Genomic DNA, 20,955 nt, shown 5'->3' with positions numbered 1-20,955 from the left:
TTTCTCCTCGTCCATAGACCCGAGCAGTAACCACTCGGTTAACGTCTTTTCAGAGCATTTGGCAAAAGCAGAGTTCCCGTTGTGGGCATCTCAAGACGCTACCACTCCTGGCTGGTTTCACGCAGCCCGGCCATTTCTCGTTTGGCCTCCTGTACATTGGCATGCATTGCGCGGGCAAGCGACAGCTCTCCATCGAGGGCGATCATCGACGGATTATTGACCGGCCGCTTGGCGGCGCCCTCGTCGCCGTGAAGCTTCATGAGTTGGCTAATCAGCCAGTGAAGCCAGCTCTCGGGCTGGGCCGCCAAATCGCGAAGCCGGGTCAGCTCGGCGACCTGAGGTCCGTCGGCGGCCAGCAGCGTCTGCCAACGGCGCGTATCCAAACGCGCGTGCTCGGTCACCTCGGCCAGAAAAGAATTCAGGGCGAGCTCGAACAGGGCAAGCGCCCCCTCCTCGATGGCCATCTGACGGACAATGGCCTGCTCCCCCGCCGCTACCGGCGTCTCGATCAAAAGCTCGGCCTGGTAAAGGAGCTGATTGGTGCGGGTGCGGGCACTCACTTGCGCTTGTCCTCCACGTGCCACTTGCCGGCCTCGAAAGTCGCCTTCCAGCCGGTCGCCTTACCGCCTTCGTCGGTCATGACGTACTGCTCTTTATTTTTGCGCGAGTAACGGATCTGCGCGGGGCGGCCATCCGGGTCTTCGCTTGGCGCCTTGAGAATGAAGTGGTACTTCTCCGGCAGCTCGTCCTTGTGCGCTTTTAGCTCCTTGACCAGGGGTGGGCGCGTTTCGCGGTTTTTGGGGAACTTGCTGGCGGCTAAAAATAGCCCGCTCGCCCCATCGCGCAGCACGTAGTGGTCCTCCACTTTTTGGCAGGCGAGCTCTGGCATCGGGATCGGGTCCATTTTCGGCGGCGCCACTTCGCCACTTTTCAAAAGCTTGCGGGTGTTGCTGCAGTCGCTGTTGGTACAGCCGAAGTACTTGCCGAAACGACCGGACTTGAGCTGCATCTCACTGCCGCACTTGTCGCACTCGATGACCGGGCCTTCGTAGCCCTTGATCTTGAACTTGCCCTGCTCGACCGCAAAGCCGGTACAGTCCGGGCTTTCGCCGCAGATATGCAGCTTGCGCGTCTCATCGATCAGGTAACTGTCCATCGCCGTACCGCATTTGTCACAGCGGCGCTTGGCACGCAGCGCGTCGGTTTCCGCCTCTTCGCCGGCGTCGTCGGCGACCACCTCGTCGCCGGGGATCAGATCGATGGTCGTCTTGCAGCGCTCCTTGGGCGGCAGGTTATAACCACTGCAGCCCAAAAACACCCCGGTCGAGGCGGTACGAATCTGCATGTCACGCCCGCAAGCCGGGCATTCGATATTGGTCGGCACTGGCTGGTTGGGGCGCATGCCCTCCTCGCTTTCGGCCTTGCCAAGTTCTTCGCGAAATTCGCCGTAGAAGCTATCCAGTAGCGCCTGCCAGTTGCGCTCGCCGTCGGCGACTTCGTCCAGGCTATCCTCCATCCGCGCGGTGAAGGAGTAGTCCATCAAATCCGGGAACGACTCTTTGAGACGCTCGGTGACGATGTCGCCGAGCTTCTCGGCGTAGAAGCGCCGGCTTTCGAGTTTGACGTAGCCGCGATCCTGAATGGTCGAGATGATCGCCGCGTAGGTCGAGGGGCGCCCGATGCCCTGCTTCTCGAGCTCCTTGACCAGGCTCGCCTCGGTATAGCGGGCCGGCGGCTTGGTGAAGTGCTGCTGCGGATCGAGCTGCTCGAGGTTCATCGCGGTGCCGACGGGCAGGTCCGGCAGACTCTGATCGTCGTTCTTGCCGGCGGGTTTGATGACCCGGGTATAACCGTCGAACTTCAGCACCCGCCCTTTGGCGCGTAGGTCATAGCCGCCCACCTCGACGCTCAGCGTACTAGAAAGATACTCCGCCGGGACCATTTGGCAGGCCAGGAACTGGCGCCAGATAAGCTCGTAAAGGCGCTCGGCGTCGCGCTCCATACCGGCCAAGTCGCTCGCTTTACGCTCGACGCTGGACGGGCGGATCGCCTCGTGGGCCTCCTGAGCGCTCTCCTTGCTCGAATAGCGCACCGGCGCCTCTGGCAGGTACGCTTTACCGAATTCACTCGAGATATAGTCGCGGGCGCTCTCGACCGCGTCCTTCGAGAGGTTGGTGGAGTCGGTACGCATGTAGGTGATATAGCCCGCTTCGTAAAGACGCTGGGCCATGGTCATGGTCTTTTTCACCGAAAAGCCCAGCCGGCCGCTCGCCGCCTGCTGCAGCGTAGAGGTAATGAACGGCGCCGAAGGCTTGGAGCTGGTCGGTTTGTCTTCGCGGTTGGTGATCGAAAGCGATGCATCGCGCAGCGCCGCGATCCGCGACAGCGTTTCGTCTTCCGAGGTGGGGCGAAACGCCTGGCCGTCCTGACGGGCAAGCGCAAAGCGCACCGCCTCGCCGTCTGGCGAAACCAGATCGGCGTGAACGTCCCAAAACTCTTCGGGAATGAACGCCCGAATATCGCGCTCGCGCTCGACGATCAGACGCACCGCCACGGACTGCACCCGTCCGGCGGAAAGCCCGCGGGCGATTTTCGCCCACAGCAGCGGTGAAAGCATAAAGCCCACCACCCGATCCAGGAAACGCCGGGCCTGCTGTGCTTCGACGCGGGGGATATTCAGCGCCCCCGGCGCCTTGAAGGCGTCCTGAATGGCATTTTTGGTGATCTCGTTGAACACCACGCGCTTATAGCGGGCGTCGTCACCACCGATGGTCTCGCGCAGGTGCCAGGCAATCGCCTCCCCTTCGCGGTCCAAATCCGTCGCCAGGTAAACGGCGTCGGCCTTCTCGGCGAGCTTTTTGAGCTCGGCAACGACTTTTTCCTTACCCGGCAGCACTTCGTACTGCGCCGCCCAGCCGTTGTCCGGGTCGATTCCCATGCGTCGAATAAGCTGGTCGTGCGCCTTACGCTTTTTATAAACCGCTTTCTCGTCCGGCGAGAGCTTGCGGGTCGCCGCGGCCTGGCGCGCGCGCTCCTTGGGATCAGAGGCGGCCTTACCCGAGCCGCTGGTCGGCAGGTCACGTATATGGCCCACGCTCGACTTGACGATGAAATCGTCGCCGAGATACTTATTGATCGTCTTCGCTTTGGCGGGCGACTCGACGATGACCAGTGACTTGCCCATAGTGCTCCACTTCCTGTTGCTTAAGCTCTCAAGACCAGCTCTCAAGACCAGCTCTGAATACGTACCGCGTTTAAAAACGTGGTGGCGGTGTGAAAAATGCGCCTACCCTACCCCAGCCCTTTCTCAAGCGCCAGTGGCTCGGTGACAAGCAAGCGCACTTTACTAAATAGGGGTCCAGAGCGGCGTTTGCAAATTTTGCGATGAAATAACCCGCGACCCGAGCACCTGCTCGGCCCGAAAACACCCTCTGCCGGGACAAAAAAACGCCCCCGGCCAAGCCGGGGGCGTGATGACGACAAAGCCAAAAAGGCCATATCGAGATGTGGCTAGCGTTTGTTACGCGGCTTGCCGCGCGCGCCCGAGGTACGTTTTGCCGCACCGCTTTTAGCGTTAGCGCCGTTTGTATCGGCAGAAGGTGCGTTTTTCGACATCGCTTCACTGGCACTGCCTGGCTGCTCGGCACTTGCCTGGGCACTCGGCTTTTCTTCATCGGTGCCTTCGACGGCCTGGGGCACACTCTGCGCAGGGGCGACCTCTTCGCTGCGCCGCGCTTTGTCGAAAAGCGCCTTGATCTGGTCAAAGCGTTTTGCGCCCTGCTCGCTTAGCTCGCCGCTGGCGGCGAATACCTGGGTCATGTGCTGGATGTGCTCATCAAGCGCTGCGTTGCTCTCACCTTCCAGAAGGCCCGGGAGCGAGTCGAGCGCCTGCTCGCGGTCGAGCTTTAAAATGAAGAACTGCTCGCGCACCAAGCGCTTGAACTCGCAAAGCGTCGTTTGCGATTCGAGCTCGGCGCGGGAGGCGCGCAGGCGTTTGAAATTACGCTCATCCGAGGCCGGTGCGCCGCCCAGCACGTAGATGACCGAGCGAATGGTCGCTTCCAGCGGCCCGCCTTCGACGATCTTCTTGCGAAGCGCCGCTTTACGGCTTTCGATGTAGCGAAGATGCTCGGGTTCGGCCCCCGGCCGGCGGCGGTGCACATGGGCGTCGCCATGAAGCCCTACCGCCGCTTGAAGCTGGGGCTGGCCGTAGAAAGCCATGAACATTTTTTCGGTGGCACCATCGCGAATATCGCGGAAGGTATTCAGGCTATCGACAATTTGATTCGAGGCGAACGACTCGAAGGTTTTGAATACATTGTCCTCGCTGACCTCGGCGCGGTTCTGGCGTACTGCGTCGGCCATTTTGGGCAGCCACACCGTCATCGGGTTGCGATCCGACATGAGCCGGTACCCCAGACGAATCGGATGCATTTTGCGCATGAAGCGTGACGATTCCGGCGTCACCGCCGCGCGAATGAACGGCTGCAGGCAAAGCCGATAAAAGCCCAGATTGATCTCGGAAACCCGCGCGACAGCCGCAAAACGCCGGTCATCCTCGGGGCGGTGTTGCACTTCCTTGTCGAGTTCTTCGAAGTTGCGCGGGGTGAACTCGAGCAGGTAATCGCGCTCTATCAGCTCGGCATCCTGGCGCTCGCTGGCATGCGTTATCGTCGTCTCGTAAAGCCCTGGCGGCATGACATCGATATAGTCCATGTTCGCCGTGAACTCGGAGTGCTCCTTGCGCGAAACGCTGCCGGAGACAAAAATCCCCAGGTGGCCGGTAGTATCATGCATGCAGTACATGATCGTCTGCTCGTTGGCGACGATATCGTCCGTGTCCTCGTAAAGATCGCGTATCCACCCCAGCGCCTGAGGCGGTGGGGTAATATCGTCGCCGCGGGAACAGAACACCACGACCGGCGAGCGCAGGTTGCGAAGGTCGATCCGCCGACCGTCGCGGGTCACCAACTGCGCGGTAGACAGGCGGTTGCCGACGAACAGGTTATCGACGATGTACTGTATTTCGTCGCCGCCCAGTACCACGTGGCCGCCCCACCAACGCTCGAACTCCAGATAGCGCGTGGACTCGGTATCCACGTTGGCGTAAAGATGATACTGCTTTTTCCAGTAGGTGTTGGCCGGGTTCAGACGCTCGAAATTTTGCACAAGCCAAGCACCATCGAACTGGCCATTGCCCAGGTCGCTGGTCAGCGCGGTCACCCAACTGCCGCCCGCCATGCCGCCGGTATAGCGCATGGGCGCCTTGCCGCGCTCGCCGGCCCAGTAGGAAAGCGGCGCGCCGGCGACCAGGATCGGCCCAAACACGTCCGGCTCCAGGGCGGCCGCCATCATCAACTGCCAACCCGCTTGGCAGTTGCCCACCACCATGGGTTTTTCGGTGATATCCGGATGCAGCGAAATCACATGGCGCAAAAAAGCGACTTCCGCTTCGACCACGTCTTCGACGGTTTGGCCAGGCTCCGGGTAGGGCAAAAAGCCGATGAAATAGCAGGGATGACCCGCCTTGAGTGCTACCCCTAGCTCGCTATCGGGCTTGAAACCACCAATACCGGGGCCGTGGCCGGCACGCGGGTCGACCACCACGAACGGACGTTTTTTGGGGTCGACCTGGCTGCCTTCCGGCGGTAATACCCGCAGAAGCTCGTAGTTGGTGGGATGGGCCAGGGTGCGACCATCCACCAGCACCTCGGTTTTGAACCCCAGCACGTTGGGCTTGGTCTGCTCCATGTGCTCGAGGTATTGGTTGCCTCGCTCGCGCATGACATCCCAGTAGAGAATGTTACGCTCGACGCTGTCGCGCCAGTAACTGGCGGCGGCACGGCCAAAACCGAAGGGGTCCATCATGCTGACCAGCGCATCCTGGCCCGGGAAGGCGGAGGCGCTTTGGTGGGATTCGGACGCGCCGTTCAACCAGCGGCCCGAGAGCAAGGGATTAGCGAGAAAATTCATGGATTCTCCTGATGGATCGATGCAAGACGCTCATCCATACACACATCATGATGCTGCAATGCAATATAGTCTAGACCAAACCCGCAAAGCCGTCGATAAAGACGCCGCCCGTGCATCGGTGGTAGCATCGCCTCCAGGGTCCCGCGCAGGATCTTGCCATTTTTCATCAAGCCGCCCGCCCGGCGGCTCGAACCGATGTATTGAGGGGCTTACATGACACCCAAGAGCCTTCTCAACCGCCTGACGTTCCGCCAGCTCCAGGTCTTTCAAGCGGTCTACCAAAAGCGCTCCTACTCCCGCGCCGCCGAGCAACTCGGTTTGACTCAGCCCGCCGTGAGCGCACAGATCCGCCAGCTCGAACAAGCCGTGGACGAGCCGCTTTTCAAGTACGCCGGCAAAACGCTTTATGCGCTGCCCGCCGCCGACACGCTGGCGGTATCCGCCCGCGAAATCATCGGCCAGCTTTCGAAGCTCTCGATGAATCTTTCCGACTTGAACGGCGCTATCAAAGGCGAGCTCAATCTCGCCGCCGTCTCGTCGGCCCAATACGTGGTGCCTTACCTGCTCGCCCGCTTTCGCGCCCAGTATCCGGAGGTGACGGTGCGCTTGAAAGTGTGTAACCGCAGTCAGGCGCTGGAGCGGCTGGCCGAGCAGCGCGACGACCTGGTGATCATGGCCATGGTGCCCGACAACGACGGCCTTTCGGTGACCCCGCTGCTCGAAAACGAGCTGATCCCGGTGGTGTGGCCCGGCCACTCGCTTTTGACCATGCAAGCGCCGACTCTTGGCGACTTTGCCCGCCACTACATATTGATGCGCGAACCTGGCTCCGGCGTGCGCAACGCCTTCGAGCAACTGGCCGCAAGCCAAGAAGTGGGCCTTGCCCACCGTATCGAGCTGGGTTCCAACGAGGCGATCAAACAGGGCGTCATGGCGCACCTGGGCGTGGCGGTACTCCCGCGCCTAGCGGTGCAGCTCGAGCTCGAGCATCAGTTACTTGCAAGTCTGGAACTCCCCGCTTTTCCGATTCGCCGGGCGTGGTGTGCCGTCCACCGCCGGGAGCAGTTCCTGTCACCGGTGGCCGAGCTCTTCTTGCGTTTCACCAAGGAGCGCTTGAAAGAGTACCGCTGCTACTTCCAGGCCCCGGCCACCGCGCTACCCGGCCACGATGTCGCTTGCCTGCCGCTCACCACTCCCCCTTGAGCGGGTCGCCTGAGGGCTATCGTGCTATTTTGCACTTTGCTAAATATGTTACATTAAAGGGTACTACCTACGTCGTATCTAGCGCGTAGAGACCGCATTTTAAAGAGTGCCTATCGGAGAAGCACCGCGGGCCCATCCGCCGGGCACCTCGCACTTTTCCTAACGCGCTTTTTGATGTAGCCCGTTGCACAGTAGAGAGGCTCTTTTTTATGAGCAACACCCCCACACAGCGTGTGTCCAGCGGCGAAAAATATCGTAACGAGCACGGCACCTCGGCGATCAAGGACGGCATGAAGCAGCGAAAGGAAGAGCCCCAGGCGCCTTCGCTCGAGCGCAAGCCCAAGTGGCTGCGCGCGCAGATCCCCGCCGGCGAGCGCTTCGAAGCCGTCAAGAAAAACGTCGCTGAGCACCGCTTGAGTACGGTATGCGCGGAGTCTCACTGCCCCAACATGGGCGAATGCTGGAGCAACGGAACCGCTACGATCATGCTGATGGGCTCGGTATGCACCCGGGCGTGTCGTTTCTGCGCGGTGGATACCGGCAACCCCCAGGGCTGGCTCGACAAGGAAGAACCCGAAAACACCGCCAAGTCCGTCGAGCTGATGGCGCTTCGCTATATCGTGCTGACGTCGGTCGACCGTGACGATCTCGACGATGGCGGCGCTGGCCACTACGCCAGCTGCATTCAGGCCATCAAGGCGCGTACACCCGAGGTGGTGGTCGAAGCGCTGACGCCGGATTTCGACGCCGAACCCGCGGCAATCGAGCGCGTCGTCGATTCAGGGCTCGAGGTCTTCGCCCAGAACGTGGAAACCGTCGAGCGGCTGACCTCGCGGGTGCGCGATCCGCGGGCGGGCTACCGTAAAACCCTCGACGTGCTGGCCCATGCCAAAAAGCACCGCCCAGAGGTGATCACCAAGACGAGCCTGATGCTGGGTCTTGGCGAAACCGAGGAAGAGATTCTGCAGACCTTCGATGACCTGCGCGAAATCGGGGTGGATATCGTGACGCTGGGCCAGTACCTGCGCCCAACGAAAAACCACCTGCCCGTCGAGCGCTGGGTCACCCCGGAAGAGTTCGACCGCTACCGGGTGCTGGGGCTGGAAAAAGGCTTTATGGAAGTGCCTTCCGGGCCGCTGGTACGCTCTAGCTATCGTGCCGACAAGGTATTCGAGAAGAACAATCTGGGCCTGGCCTCGCCGGCTGCGGTGCCCGGCCAGCAGGAGGATGAAAACCGCATCCCTGCCCTGAACGTCGGCTAAAGCCCCGCCCTTTAACGCCAACCCACGAAAAAAGCGCCTGACCGGTAACGGTCAGGCGCTTTTTTTGGCGCCGACTGGCAAGCGCCGCGCTAAAACGTTTTGCGCTGGGCAGGCCCCAACGTACGCCCGAGCTCGCAAGCCAACGCCCGAGCGAGCTGCTCGCCCACTGCCTCAGGCGCCTGGAGCTTCACAAGATCGGCAAGCCGGGTAACGGCCATGCCCGCATAGCCGCAAGGGTTGATACGCGCAAACGGCGCGAGATCGGCGCTGACGTTTAACGCAACGCCGTGATAGCTAGCCCCACGGCGGATACGCAGCCCCAGGGAGGCAATCTTGGCCTCACCCATCGGCGTTGGTACGTAGACACCCGGCGCATCCGGGCGGGCGCGGGCGCTCACGCCGTACTCCCCCAGCACCGCGATCACCGCGTTTTCCAGCGCGCTGACCAGCTCGCGCACGCCGATCTTCGCCCGGCGCACGTCCAAAAGCGGGTAAAGCACGACTTGACCCGGGCCATGGTAGGTCACCTGCCCGCCGCGATCGGTTTGCACCACCGGGATGTCGCCTGGCATCAACAGGTGCTCGGGCTTGCCCGCCTGGCCCTGGGTAAACACCGGGTCGTGCTCGACCCACCAAAACTGATCCGCGGTGTGTTCATCGCGGGTATCGGTCAGGTGGCGCATGGCCTGCCATACGGGAGTGTAGGGCTGCCTTCCCAGGGCGTAGAACTCGATAGGCTCGCCTGCCATTAAACGACCATATGTACGCGGCCGGTCGCCTTGAGCTCTTCGAAAAGCGTTGCCAACTGTTGCTCGCCGGTGGCCTGAAACGTCAAACGTACCGACTGGAAGCGGCCATTGCGGCTAGGCACCACTTTAATGGCGGTGGCATCGAAGGCGGGATCGTACTTCACCAGAATTTGACACACGCTCGCCGCGAAGTCGTCCGCGGCGTCGCCCACCACCTTGATGGGGTAGTCACAGGGGAAAGTAATTTTGGGGGGCTCGCTGGCGCTGGGCATTCTTAAATCGCGAAACCCGTTATTCGCATCCTTTTTCATAGTACAACCTTGTTTACCCAATAGAGGACGCGCGCCGGGCAAGGCCAGGCGCGCGCATGAAATTCATTTTAGACGATTCGATCAGTCGGTGAAGCTTGCGATCAAGCCGCTGAAAAAGCGCCGTACCTGGTCGAATAGACGCTTGAACAGCCCACCCTCTTCGACGGCTTCGAGGGCGGTCAGCTGGCGCTCGCCCATCATATCTTCACCCAGATAAACCTCGAGGGTGCCGACTTCGTCGCCCACGGCGATCGGCGCCTGCAGGTCCTGATGCAGGTTGAGACGCGCACGCAGCTCTTCGTTACGGTTACGCGGCAACGTCATGAAGACCTCGTCGCTCACGCCAACGCGTAGCTCGTTGGCTTCGCCACCCCATACGCGCGGAGTGGCCAGCACCGCGCCGCGCTCGTAGAGCTTCATGGTTTCGTAAAAGCGGAAACCGTAGCTCAGCAGTTTCTGGGTTTCCTGGGCGCGGGCTTCTTCGGAGTTGGTGCCCATGACCACCGAAATCAAGCGCATGTCGTCGCGCCTGGCCGACGACACCAGGCAGTAACCCGCCTCGGTCGTCCAGCCGGTTTTCAGGCCATCCACGGTCGGGTCGCGCCAGAGAAGCCGGTTACGGTTGGGCTGATCGATGCCACCGAAGGCAAAATTACGCTGAGAATAGATCTCGTAGTGCTCGGGGTAGTCGTTGATGATGTGCTGCGAAAGCCGCGCCAAATCGTGCGCCGAGGAGTAGTGATTCTCGTGGGGTAGGCCCGTGGCGTTTTCGAAATGGGTGTTGACCATACCCAGACGGTCGGCGTGCTGATTCATCAGGTCAGCGAACGGCGCCTCCCCGCCGGCCAGGTGCTCGGCCATGGCAACGCTTGCATCGTTACCCGACACGATGATGATACCGTGGAGCAGGTCGTTGACGGAGACCCGGTCGCCGACTTCGATAAACATCTTGGAGCCGCCGGTACGCCAAGCGTTCTCGCTGATGTTGACCATATCCTCCATGCTGATAGTGCCGCGATCCAGCTCGCGCTCGACCAGGTAAGCGGTCATCAGCTTGGTAATACTGGCCGGCGGCAAACGCTCGTCGGCGTTGTGCTCGACGAGTATGCGCCCGCTATTGGCATCCATCAAAATCCAGGAGCTGGCCGCCAGCTGTGGGGCGGCAGGAATGATGGTTTGCGGTTGAGGAATTACCTGGGCCGTGGCAGGCAACGCCACTGCGGTCACCGTTGCAAACAAACAGAGCCGGGCGGTACGGCGAAACGCATTAAAAATAGTCATTACTCACTTCTCACTTGCATAAAGAGCGTCAAAAAACGTTAAAACCAGGGTAATCCGATTATCTCACAACAAACACCTGCGGGAAGCCCGCCTGACCAAGCGCTGAGCGAGCCTGCTGCTCTTGGCCGGGTGACATGGGGCCGACCTGCACCCGATACACGCCCGCATCGCTTTGCACGCGCACCGAGTGCAAAAGCTCATCGCCCAGGCGCTGTTGAAGCGCGCGGGCGCTCTCTTCGCTGCCTAGCGCGGCGATCTGCAAAAAGATCTCTTCGCCGCCGCCCTGGGGCGCCGCTGCGGGCGCTGGCTGAGGAGACGGAGGTTGAGGCTGCGATTGGGGCTGAGGCGCTGACTGGGCGCGCGGCGGCGCCTTTGCGGGAGCGGCTGGCTGAGCGGGGGCGGAAGCACCGCCACGGCTGGCCAGCCACTGCTGCGGGTCGATCGCCTCGACGCGCACCGGGCCGGTCCCGTTATCCAGAATACCCAGCCGCGCCGCCGCCGCGTAGGAAAGATCGATCTCGCGGTCACTGTGGAAAGGGCCACGGTCGTTGACGCGCACGATGACCGACTCGCCGCTATTCAAACTGGTGACGCGCGCAAACGTCGGCAGCGGCAACGAACGGTGCGCCGCCGACATTTTATACATGTCGTAAATTTCGCCGTTGGAGGTCGCGTAGCCGTGAAATTTCTCACCGTACCAGGAGGCGTTGCCCTGCTTGGCATAGCCTGAAGCGCTTGGCAGCACGTTGTAGGTCTCGCCCCACACCTCGTAAGTCGAACGGTTGCCCGCCCGGGACGGCTCCTCGATACGCGGCTGGGCGTCGGGCACTTCGCTGACGTCCGGTGGCTCTAGCGGGTAGGCATCCCCGGTCATGGCGTAGCGCTCGCCGCTTTTTGCAGCGCTCGAACTGGACGCCTGGCTTGCGGGGGCCGGCGCGGCTTCTCGAGGCGGATGATCGGGATTGACCGCCGGCGGCGCGCTTTGGCTAGCGCAGCCGGTCAATAGCGCCAACAGGGTGATGCCTCCGACCAGGCGCGGCTTCTTAAACAATGACCTCATCCTTGCCCCTCAAGCGTGTGCGCAATGGCCTCTGCAAGCTCCACCACCGCCATCGCGTAGAGGTGGCTATGGTTGTAGCGGGTAATGACATAAAAATTGTATTCGCCAAGGCCGTACCGGGTATCGCCATTGGCGAGCTCGAGTTTTAACGGCACTACACCGCGGGACGCCTCGAGCTCGGTATCGGCGGGCACTAGCCCGGCCTCAGCGGCCTCGCCGGCGGTGGTTTCCGGGGTGCTGGTCTGGTTGAACGTAAGCGTGTCCAGCGCATCGCCGCTTGCCTGGGCTTCGTGGTAGACCGGCGCACCCGGCTGCCAGCGGTGCTCGGCGAAATAGTGGGCGACGCTGCCAATCGCATCGACGGGATTTTCCCATAAATCACGGCGGCCATCACCATCGAAGTCGACCGCGTAGGCATCGTAGCTGGTCGGAATGAACTGCGGATATCCCATTGCGCCGGCATAGGAGCCATAAACGCTCTCCGGGGCGACCTGCTGCTCATAGGTGATATCCAAAAAGGCGGCCAGCTCGCCGCGAAAGAACGCGCCGCGCGTGGGGTGATGAAAGGCGAGCGTGGCCAGCGAGTCCAGCACGCGGTGATCGCCTTTATAGCGCCCGTAATAGGTTTCCACGCCGATGATCGCGGCGATGATTTCCGCAGGCACCCCATAGGTTTGCTCGGCGCGCTCGAAGGCATCCTGATGAGTCTTTATGAATTCGGCGCCCTGGGCGATACGCTCGTCACTAATGAAAATATCGCGGTACTCGAACCAACGCAGGCGGCGCTCTGCGGCGCCTTCCATCGCATCCAGCACGCTCTGGCGGTACTCGGCCGTGTCGAAGGCTTCACGCAGCCAGGTCTCGGGGATGCCCTGGGCACTAAGCTCTTCGAGCAACTGCCGGGTCTCGGGGTGTTCGTCCGGGGCGAAGGCGCTTTTGCCCTCGCTTGCCAGCGCCGGGTTAAGGCCGGCAAGGGCCATCATCAACACAAAGCCACTGACGCTGTTTCGGGTCCTGCCCATTACCACCACTCCTTTGTAAACGAATCGCGCCGCGAGTCTAGCGCGACAGCAGCCGCCGGTGGGCGTGTATCGACATGAGAATACCGAAGCCAGCCAGCAAGGTCACGCTCGACGTACCTCCGTAGCTGACCAGCGGCAGCGGGACACCCACCACGGGCAAAATGCCGCTGACCATCCCTACGTTGACGAACACGTAGATGAAAAATGTAAGAATGATGCTGCCGGCAAACAGTCGGCCGAACGTGTCCTGGGAGCCGGCCGCCAGCCACAAACCACGGCTGATGATCAGGGTGTAGAGCGCGAGCAGCACCAGCATGCCGACCAGCCCGAACTCCTCACCCAGCACCGCAATGATGAAATCGGTGTGCCGCTCGGGCAAAAACTCGAGCTGTGACTGGGTCCCTTCGAGCCAACCCTTGCCCCATACGCCGCCACTGCCGATCGCCGTGGTGGATTGGATGATATTCCAGCCCGAACCCAGCGGGTCGCTGTCCGGGTCGAGAAAGGTCAGCACGCGCTGGCGCTGGTAGTTGTGCATGTTCATCCACAAAAGCGGTAGCGCCGCCCCGGCAAGCGCGGCGATGAAGGCAATCAGCCGCCAGGAGAGGCCGGCCAGCAGCACCACCAAAACGGCGGCGCTGGCAATCAAGAGCGAAGTACCCAGATCGGGTTGAATAGCGGTCAGTACCACCGGCACGCCGATGATCACTGCGCACACCGCGATATCGCGAATCCGTGGCGGCAGCTGGCAGCGGTTCAAATAGGTGGCCACCATCAGCGGTACGGCCAGCTTCATCATTTCCGATGGTTGAAAGCGAATGACCCCGGGAATTTCCAGCCAGCGCTTGGCGCCCATGCCGATATCGCCGGCGATCTCCACCGCCAGCAGCATGGCAAGCCCAATGCCGTACGCTAGTGGCGCCCAACGCAAAAACGTGGACGGGCTTAGCTGGGCGAGAATGAACATCCCCACCAGCGCCACCCCAAAGCGCGACGCCTGGCCGATGACGACCTCGATACGCTGGCCCGAGGCGCTATAAAGCACCAGCAGGCCTCCGGCCATCAGCAGCAGCAGCATACCCAAAAGCCAGGGGTCGATGTGCAGCCGCTCCCAGATACTCTTGCGCCGCGCGATACCGCTATCCGGCGGGCGGACCGGGTGACGGCGAAAACTACGCGGCAGCGGCCAGGCCGTCATCAGTTGCCCTCCACGTTGGCACTTTCGTCTTCCATCTCATCGAGCACCTCTTCCACCTCCGGAGCTTCGTCGCGCAAGAGCCAGGCGTCGGTCATGGCACGGGCCAGGTGAGCGGCGTGGGTACTGCCGCCGCCCGCGTTTTCGACAATAACCGAGACGGCGATTTGCGGCTCGTCGATCGGCGCAAAAGCCATGAAGAGCGCGTGGTCGCGCAGCCGCTCTTCGAGCTCATCGGCGTTATAGCGCTGGTCCTGGCCGAGCGAGAATACCTGGGCGGTCCCGGATTTTCCGCCCATGCGGTACTCGAGCCCCACGCCGGTGCGCCGCGCGGTGCCTTCGCTGCCGCTAAGTACTTTTTCCATGCCGCTGAATACCCGGTCCCACCAGCCGTCGTTATCCAGCTGGATATCCTCGAGGGTATTGGGTAGCGGCATGGCCAGCGGCTCGCCGCCAATCGTGCGGGCCAGGTGCGGCTTGACCCAGTGGCCCCGGTTGGCAAGCGTCGCCGTGGCGCTGGCAAGCTGCAGCGGAGTAATTTGCCAGTAGCCCTGACCGATGCCGACGGATAACGTCTCCCCCGGGTACCAGGGCTGATTGAAGCGAGCCCGCTTCCAATCCCTGGAGGGCAAAAGACCGGTGCTTTCACCCTGAACGTCGTGGGCAACGCGCTGGCCGAAGCCGAAGTTGCTCATCTGCTCGTGAATATTGTCGATGCCCATATCGTGGGCCAACGAGTAGAAATAGGTATTGTTGGAGACCGCAAGCGCACGCTCCATATTCACCCGCCCATGGCCCCAGCGCAGCCAGTTACGGTAACGCCGCGAGTCGTTGGGCAACTGATAATAGCCCGGGTCGTTGATCGTGGTGTCCGGCGTAATGGAGCCTGTGACGAGACCGGCAAGCGCCAAAAACGGCTTGACCGTGGAGCCCGCCGGGTAATGGCCCCGAATGGCGCGGTTGAAAAGCGGCAGGTCGATATCGTCCTGAAGCGCCCGGTAAGAGGCGACATCGATACCGGTCACGAACTGGTTGGAGTCGAACCCCGGCGTCGACACCATGGCCAGAATTTCACCGGTACCGGGCATGATGGCGACGATCGAGCCGCGCCGGCCATCCATGAGTTCGTGGGCAAGCGTTTGTAGCCCCTTGTCCAGGGTCAGCGTTACGTTCTGGCCTGGCACCGGGTCGGTACGGCCGAGTTCTCTGAGCACCCGGCCCCGGGCGTTGGTTTCGACCTTGCGAAAGCCCGCCTCGCCGTGAAGCTCCTCTTCGTAGAAGCGCTCCACCCCGGTTTTACCAATGAAGTGGGTGCCGGCGTAGCGCCCGGTATCGAGCTTTTTGAGTTCTTCTGCGTTGATCCGCCCCACGTAGCCCAAGGCGTGGGACATGATCTCGGCATCGGGGTAGTAGCGCAAAAGCTGCGCCTCGACCTCGACCCCGGGCAGGCGGTGGCGGTTGACGGCCAGTCGGGCGATCTGGTTTTCGCTGAGATCGCTCATCAAGAGCGCCGGTTGGAAGGGCCTCTGGCGCTGGCGGGAGCGCACGTTGAACGCCTCGATCTCTTCTTCGGGCAGCGCCAGCAGATCCACCAGAAGCGCCAGCGTCTCGTCCAGGTCGTCCACCCGCTCGCGCACCAGCGTCAGATTATAGGTGGGCCGATTTTCCGCCAGCAGCACACCGTTGCGATCGAAGATCAGCCCGCGGTTGGGCGGCAGCGGCTCGACCCGCACGCGGTTTTTTTCCGAGCGCGTGGTGTAAAGCTCGTGCTGGGTGATTTGCAAATAGGCGAGCCGGCTGGTCAAAAGTCCGGTCAGAATCATGACGAACACGATCGCTAGAAGCGCTCGTACCCGAAAAATACGTAGCTCCTGCTCGGCGTTTTTTAGCGTGTCTCGGCGCTTGCGCATAGCAACAGACTGTTCCTGGATCTGGCGCGGGGCGACCCTGGCGAGCGGCCAGCGATGCGCCTAGCGGTGGTAAGGGTGACCGATAAACAGCGTCCACGCCCGATAGAGCTGCTCGGCGAGCAGAACCCGCACCAGCGGGTGCGGCAGCGTAAGCCCGGAAAGCGACCAGGTTTTGTGCGCCAGCGCGGAAACCGAGGGTTCCAAACCATCCGGGCCACCGACCAGCAGGACGATATCCCGCCCGTCCATGCGCCACTCGCCCACTTCCCGGGCCAACTGCTCGGTGGTAATACGCTTGCCGTTCACTTCGAGGGCGACGATTAGCTCATCGCCACGCAGCTTTTCGCGGATGCGCTGGCCTTCGAGTGCTCGCGCCTTGGCGATATCGGCATTCTTGCCCCGGGCCCCAAGCGCAATTTCTTCGACCTCGAGGGCAAACTCGCGCGGCAGACGCTTACGGTAAGTGTCCACGCCCTCTTCCACCCAGCCAGGCATTTTCGTGCCGACCGCCAGAAGCCTTACCTTCATGAATCGAGGCTCGTCATCACGACATCGTGATGCGCTGATCGGACTTTTGCAGCGTTTCGTTGATCATATCATCGCTGTCGCTGGGTAGATCCGCCCAGAGCCGCTCCAGGTCGTAAAGCGCGCGCGCCTCGGGCAACATGACATGCACCAGCACATCGCCAAGGTCGACCAGTACCCAGTCGGCGTTATCGCCGCCTTCTACGCCCTGGGGCTTCAAACCCTCGGCCTTGGCTTTTTCGACGACGTTTTGGGCAAGCGCCGATACGTGGCGTGTCGAGGTACCGCTGGCAATCAGCATCAGGTCGGTGACCTGGGTCAACTGCGACACATCGAGTTGCGTAATATCGCGGGCCTTGAGCTCTTCTAGCGCGTCAATCGCCAGGTTTTTCAGTGTATCGATTTGCATGACTCCCTAAACAACCTCATGTGATGGTCACTAAATAGCGGGCCATTGTAACGGCTTCTTTACCGACTACCAGCGCTATTAGCGACTTTGATAGAGCCCGCGGGCAAAAATACGTGCTTCAACGGCCTCGGGCAGCAGGTAGCGCACGCTTTTCCCCTCACTCAGGCGCGCGCGAATGGCCGTGGCCGATACTGCCATGCGCGACTCCAGGCTAAGCGATAGAAACCGCCCCTGGGGGTGGGCCATTAGGCTTGCCACCGTATCGACTTCGCGATGACTCACCAGTTCCGTGAGCGGCGCGGGCCACCGCGCTTGATAGCCCGGCCGCGCGATCACCGCCAGATGGGCCAGTTCAAAAAGCGCTTCGGGATTTTGCCACTCGGCCAGGCGCAGGAAGGTATCGTAGCCGATCACCATGACCAGCCGCGCTTCTCGGCCGTACTCCTGGCGCAGCTCTTTGAGCGTATCGACGCTATAAGACGGCCCATCACGCTTGAGCTCTCGGTCGTCGGCGATTAAACCGGGCGTATCGCCGACCCCGGCCTCGAGCAGTGCAAAGCGCTCTTCGGCAGTGACCTGGGGGGTGTCGCGAAGCGGCGGCCGGGGCGCGGCAATCATGTGGAGTCGGTCAAGTGTCAGCGCCTCGCGCACTTCCACCGCGCTTCGCAGATGACCGACATGCACCGGATCGAAGGTGCCACCCAGCATGGCCACCTTGAGCACTGCCTCGCTCATTGGCGAACCTGACCCTCGCCCAACACGATATATTTCTGCGTCGTCAGGCCTTCAAGACCCACTGGGCCGCGGGCGTGAAGCTTGTCGGTGGAAATACCGATCTCGGCGCCCAAGCCGTACTCGAAGCCATCGGCGAAGCGGGTCGAGGCGTTCACTACCACGGAGCTCGAGTCCACCTCGGCCATGAAGCGCCGGGCAAGGGTATAGTCCTCGGTCACTATCGCATCGGTGTGCTGCGAGCTATAGCGCTCAATATGGGCGATAGCCTCGTCAACGCCGTCCACCACCTTGATGGCCAAAATCGGCGCGAGATACTCGGCTTCCCAATCCGACGGTTGAGCCTCGAGCGCCTGGGGCAGCAGTGCGCGGGTGCGTTCACAGCCGCGTAGTTCGACCTGGTGCTCGGAAAACGCGCGGGCAAGTTCTGGCAGTAAAATATCGGCCACCGCGGCGTCGACCAGCAGCGTCTCCATGGTATTGCAGGTTCCATAACGCTGGGTCTTGGCATTGACCGCGATGGCCAGCGCCTTGGCGGGGTCGGCGGTGGCATCGATGTAGACGTGACAAACGCCGTCGAGGTGCTTGATGACCGGCACCTTCGCTTCCGCCGAGATCCGTGCGATCAACGATTTCCCGCCACGCGGAATGATCACGTCGACGAACTCAGGCATGCTGATCAGTTCGCCCACCGCGGCGCGGTCGGTGGTCGCCACCACCTGCACCGCGTTCAAGGGTAAGCCAACACTTGCAAGCCCCGCCTGAATACAGGCGTTGAGCGCGCTATTGGAAGCGTGGGCCTCGGAGCCGCCGCGCAGAATGCAGGCGTTACCGGATTTCAAACACAGGCTCGCCGCCTCGATGGTCACGTTGGGGCGAGACTCATAAATGATCCCGATCACACCGAGCGGCACACGCATCTTGCCGACCTGAATGCCGCTTGGCCGGTAGTTCATCGCGCTGATCTCCCCCACCGGGTCGGGCAAAGTAGCCACCTGGTCGAGTCCTTCGATCATGGCGTCGATACGCGCCTCGTCCAGCGCCAGCCGGTCCAGCAGCGCCGGCTCCAGCCCGTTTTGACGCCCGCGCGCCAAGTCCTCGGCATTGGCTTCGATCAGCACATCGCGGGCGTTATCGAGTTCGCTTGCAATCGCGCCAAGGGCGCGCTGCTTGATACCGGTATCGGCGCTACGCAGCACTCTTGCTGCAGCCCGGGCATTTTGTCCGACGTGTTGCATATAGGCGGGCACGTCGCTTGTGGCTAACGTGGGCAAGTCGTTATGTTGGTCGGCGCTGGCAACGCTCATGCTCCCTCCGGGTAGTGTCCACAGGCATCAATATTATGAAGATGACGGCTCGTTATAAGGTGACCGGGTCGTTAAAGGGCACCACAATAGGGCGACCGCCACATCCGTTAACATTAACACCCCCCAATAGATAAACTAAACGTTATAATGCGTTTTAAACGCCGCTTATCACCGCGCGAAGATATATTCTCAAATCGGTCAATAGTTAGCCTTTATGGAAAACAAGTACAAGATACACTTTTTGAGAATCAACTTGCTGCTGGCCGCCGCGGCGCTTGCCTGCTGGAGCGTAAACGCCCCGGTGATGGCCGCCACCGCGCTTTGGGCAAGCGCGCTCTGGCTTGCGTTAACCGCGCTGCTTTTGGATTTCACCCTTCGCCGCTCTCGCGACGTTTACTGGCAGCTTTTCACCAGTGGGCTGCTGTTATGCCTGATTGCCGCCGCCCCGGAGCGCCACAGCATGCTCATTTGGGTATGGGCGGCGCTTTTCATGTTGCCGCAAAGCCGTCGCAGGACGTTTGGCAATGTGGCCGGCGCGCTGATTAGCTGGCTGCTGATTGCGCCAAGCACGCCCAGCCCCCAGGCCGTGATGCTGCTTTTAGCGCTTTGCGGGCTCTCGCTTCTGGCGTTTGCGCAAAGCCGTTGGCTGATCAACGTCAACGGCACCATACGCCAGCGGCTGCGCCTGATCCCCGGGTTAAATCTGTGGGCGGGCGAGCAGCTTTTGAAGGACCTGAACCGCGAGCAAATTCGCGCCGAGCGCGAGAACATTTATGCCGAAGTGTTGATCATTCACGTCAAACGCAAAAAGCTATGGTCGTCGGCCCAGCGGCTTTGCGAACTCATCCACGGTTTCGAAAACGTCTACCATTTGAGCAGCTCGTGCCTTGCGGTGCTGCTCTTGTGCCACGACCGCGACGCGGGCGCCAGGCGCCGCCACGGGCTTTGCAGGGCTCTCTCCAGTAGCGTGGTCTACCATCATCTGCCGCTCGATCAGCTCGACATCACCACCGTAACGCTTGACTCGCTCAGCCAACGCTCGCTCAGTCAACACTCTGCCTTCGAGGAGACCAGCGCATGATGCGGTGCCTACACCCCAAGGCGCTCATGACACTGACCTATGTGATCTGCCTTTTGATCACTGCGCTTTATACCGCGTGGCTTTATGCCATGGGTTACTATCGCGAGCTGGTCGTACCGATGTTCGTGACGCTGCTGCTTCTGGCCGCGCTGCTGCTCCACTACGGCCAGGCCTTTTCGCCCTACGGCCCCCGGGCCATTTTGCTTATAAGTGCCTATATCAGCGTCTCCTCGGCGCTCTATTTCGGGCTCACGCACTCCATGCTGTGGCTTGGCCTGCCCATCGCCGCCGCGTTCGTGCTTTTGCCCCACTGGAGTGCGATGGCTCTCAACCTGCTTTATATACCGCTTTGGTGGCTGCTCCCGTCCGCCGGCGGCGTGTTTTTTTCGTTTCCCTTCGAATATCTCGCCCTCGTTTTGCTGTTCGCGCTGCCCCCCTGGGAGCTCGCCAGGCGCCACGCCCTGTTAAAGGCGTCCGACCCCAACGACAGCGAGTGCAACGCCTACCATATCGACACTTTGAAAGAGCGCCTGGGCAACGAGTTTCAGCGCGCGCTACTGCTCGACAAACGCCTCGCCGTGCTGGTACTTCACCTGCCTCAGCTGGACATGGCCGAGGAGCAATTTGGCGTACGCACCAAAAAAGCGCTGCTCGGGGCGTTCTGTAGCGAGGTCAATAGCCGATGCCGCGATCACGATCTGCTGGGCCGGGCCGGCAGCGCAAGCTTTTGGCTGGTATTACCAGATACCAGCGAAAGCGGCGCGCTCCTGGTTCGCGAGCGCCTTTATCGGGCGCTTTCCCGGCGGGTCTTGATCGAAACCGGCCCGCTCGAAGCGCGTATCGGGGTATGCTTACCGCAGCAAAGCGAACGCTTCGCCCCCTACGTCCGGCGCCTCGAGTACGTTTCGAGAACGCTACCCGACGCTTAACGGTTT

18 protein-coding genes are annotated in these 20,955 nt (G+C 61.5%); 4 read left to right on the top strand and 14 right to left on the bottom strand.

The window, feature by feature from the left end:
• Window positions 1–98 precede the first annotated feature (98 nt).
• The 3 genes from ACWFVE_RS06780 to ACWFVE_RS06770 form a co-directional block, all read right to left on the bottom strand.
• On the bottom strand, window positions 99–560 hold the full coding sequence (locus tag ACWFVE_RS06780; protein ID WP_447528521.1) for a DUF6586 family protein: 462 nt from the start codon (window positions 558–560) through the stop codon (window positions 99–101).
• The gene (gene topA / locus ACWFVE_RS06775; RefSeq protein ID WP_447528520.1) at window positions 557–3,184 is read right to left on the bottom strand and encodes a type I DNA topoisomerase; all 2,628 of its coding nucleotides are present in this window, start codon (window positions 3,182–3,184) and stop codon (window positions 557–559) included. Before topA ends, ACWFVE_RS06780 begins: the two co-directional genes overlap by 4 nt.
• Window positions 3,185–3,510: 326 nt before the next feature.
• Window positions 3,511–5,973: a DUF3141 domain-containing protein gene (locus ACWFVE_RS06770; protein ID WP_447528519.1), complete on the bottom strand. Its 2,463-nt coding sequence runs from the start codon at window positions 5,971–5,973 to the stop codon at window positions 3,511–3,513.
• A 213-nt stretch (window positions 5,974–6,186) separates the two neighbouring features.
• On the opposite strand from ACWFVE_RS06770, the gene ACWFVE_RS06765 reads away from it, so the two are divergent.
• Window positions 6,187–7,176, top strand: a complete 990-nt coding sequence (locus tag ACWFVE_RS06765) for a LysR family transcriptional regulator (RefSeq protein ID WP_447528518.1) — start codon at window positions 6,187–6,189, stop codon at window positions 7,174–7,176.
• 209 nt (window positions 7,177–7,385) lie between these two features.
• Complete coding sequence (gene lipA / locus ACWFVE_RS06760) at window positions 7,386–8,438, top strand: lipoyl synthase (protein ID WP_447528517.1); 1,053 nt, start codon at window positions 7,386–7,388, stop codon at window positions 8,436–8,438.
• 89 nt (window positions 8,439–8,527) lie between these two features.
• Here the strand turns inward: lipA and lipB are convergent, their stop codons facing one another.
• From lipB to ACWFVE_RS06705, 11 genes are all read right to left on the bottom strand, one after another.
• Window positions 8,528–9,187: a lipoyl(octanoyl) transferase LipB gene (gene lipB / locus ACWFVE_RS06755; RefSeq protein ID WP_447528516.1), complete on the bottom strand. Its 660-nt coding sequence runs from the start codon at window positions 9,185–9,187 to the stop codon at window positions 8,528–8,530.
• Entirely contained in the window at window positions 9,187–9,498 is a 312-nt protein-coding gene (locus tag ACWFVE_RS06750; protein ID WP_447528515.1) for a YbeD family protein, read from the bottom strand. Before ACWFVE_RS06750 ends, lipB begins: the two co-directional genes overlap by 1 nt.
• 81 nt (window positions 9,499–9,579) lie before the next feature.
• Window positions 9,580–10,779, bottom strand: coding sequence for a D-alanyl-D-alanine carboxypeptidase family protein (locus tag ACWFVE_RS06745; protein WP_447528514.1), 1,200 nt, complete (start codon window positions 10,777–10,779; stop codon window positions 9,580–9,582).
• A 58-nt stretch (window positions 10,780–10,837) separates the two neighbouring features.
• Window positions 10,838–11,839, bottom strand: a complete 1,002-nt coding sequence (locus tag ACWFVE_RS06740) for a septal ring lytic transglycosylase RlpA family protein (RefSeq protein ID WP_447528513.1) — start codon at window positions 11,837–11,839, stop codon at window positions 10,838–10,840.
• Window positions 11,836–12,861 (bottom strand): lytic murein transglycosylase B, encoded by a 1,026-nt coding sequence (gene mltB, locus ACWFVE_RS06735; RefSeq protein WP_447528512.1) that lies wholly within the window; start codon window positions 12,859–12,861, stop codon window positions 11,836–11,838. Before mltB ends, ACWFVE_RS06740 begins: the two co-directional genes overlap by 4 nt.
• Window positions 12,862–12,898: 37 nt before the next feature.
• Entirely contained in the window at window positions 12,899–14,059 is a 1,161-nt protein-coding gene (rodA, locus tag ACWFVE_RS06730; protein ID WP_447528511.1) for a rod shape-determining protein RodA, read from the bottom strand.
• Window positions 14,059–15,966, bottom strand: coding sequence for a penicillin-binding protein 2 (gene mrdA, locus ACWFVE_RS06725; RefSeq protein WP_447528510.1), 1,908 nt, complete (start codon window positions 15,964–15,966; stop codon window positions 14,059–14,061). The genes rodA and mrdA overlap by 1 nt, the downstream gene beginning before the upstream one ends.
• 60 nt (window positions 15,967–16,026) lie before the next feature.
• On the bottom strand, window positions 16,027–16,494 hold the full coding sequence (gene rlmH / locus ACWFVE_RS06720; protein WP_447528509.1) for a 23S rRNA (pseudouridine(1915)-N(3))-methyltransferase RlmH: 468 nt from the start codon (window positions 16,492–16,494) through the stop codon (window positions 16,027–16,029).
• Between the two features lie 16 nt (window positions 16,495–16,510).
• Complete coding sequence (gene rsfS / locus ACWFVE_RS06715) at window positions 16,511–16,900, bottom strand: ribosome silencing factor (RefSeq protein WP_447528508.1); 390 nt, start codon at window positions 16,898–16,900, stop codon at window positions 16,511–16,513.
• A 78-nt stretch (window positions 16,901–16,978) separates the two neighbouring features.
• Window positions 16,979–17,635, bottom strand: a complete 657-nt coding sequence (gene nadD / locus ACWFVE_RS06710; protein WP_447528507.1) for a nicotinate-nucleotide adenylyltransferase — start codon at window positions 17,633–17,635, stop codon at window positions 16,979–16,981.
• Window positions 17,632–18,939, bottom strand: a complete 1,308-nt coding sequence (locus ACWFVE_RS06705; RefSeq protein WP_447528506.1) for a glutamate-5-semialdehyde dehydrogenase — start codon at window positions 18,937–18,939, stop codon at window positions 17,632–17,634. Before ACWFVE_RS06705 ends, nadD begins: the two co-directional genes overlap by 4 nt.
• A gap of 241 nt (window positions 18,940–19,180) precedes the next feature.
• Here ACWFVE_RS06705 and ACWFVE_RS06700 point away from each other — a divergent pair, with 241 nt between their 5' ends.
• Window positions 19,181–20,020, top strand: a complete 840-nt coding sequence (locus ACWFVE_RS06700) for a hypothetical protein (RefSeq protein ID WP_447528505.1) — start codon at window positions 19,181–19,183, stop codon at window positions 20,018–20,020.
• A complete protein-coding gene (locus tag ACWFVE_RS06695) occupies window positions 20,017–20,949 on the top strand; it encodes a diguanylate cyclase domain-containing protein (protein WP_447528504.1) in 933 nt (310 codons plus the stop codon). Before ACWFVE_RS06700 ends, ACWFVE_RS06695 begins: the two co-directional genes overlap by 4 nt.
• Window positions 20,950–20,955 lie beyond the last annotated feature (6 nt).

The sequence above is a fragment of the Vreelandella mediterranea genome, from assembly GCF_970647075.1.
Note: the sequence above shows the minus strand (reverse complement) of the source record. Positions and strands in the feature narration are given on the sequence as shown.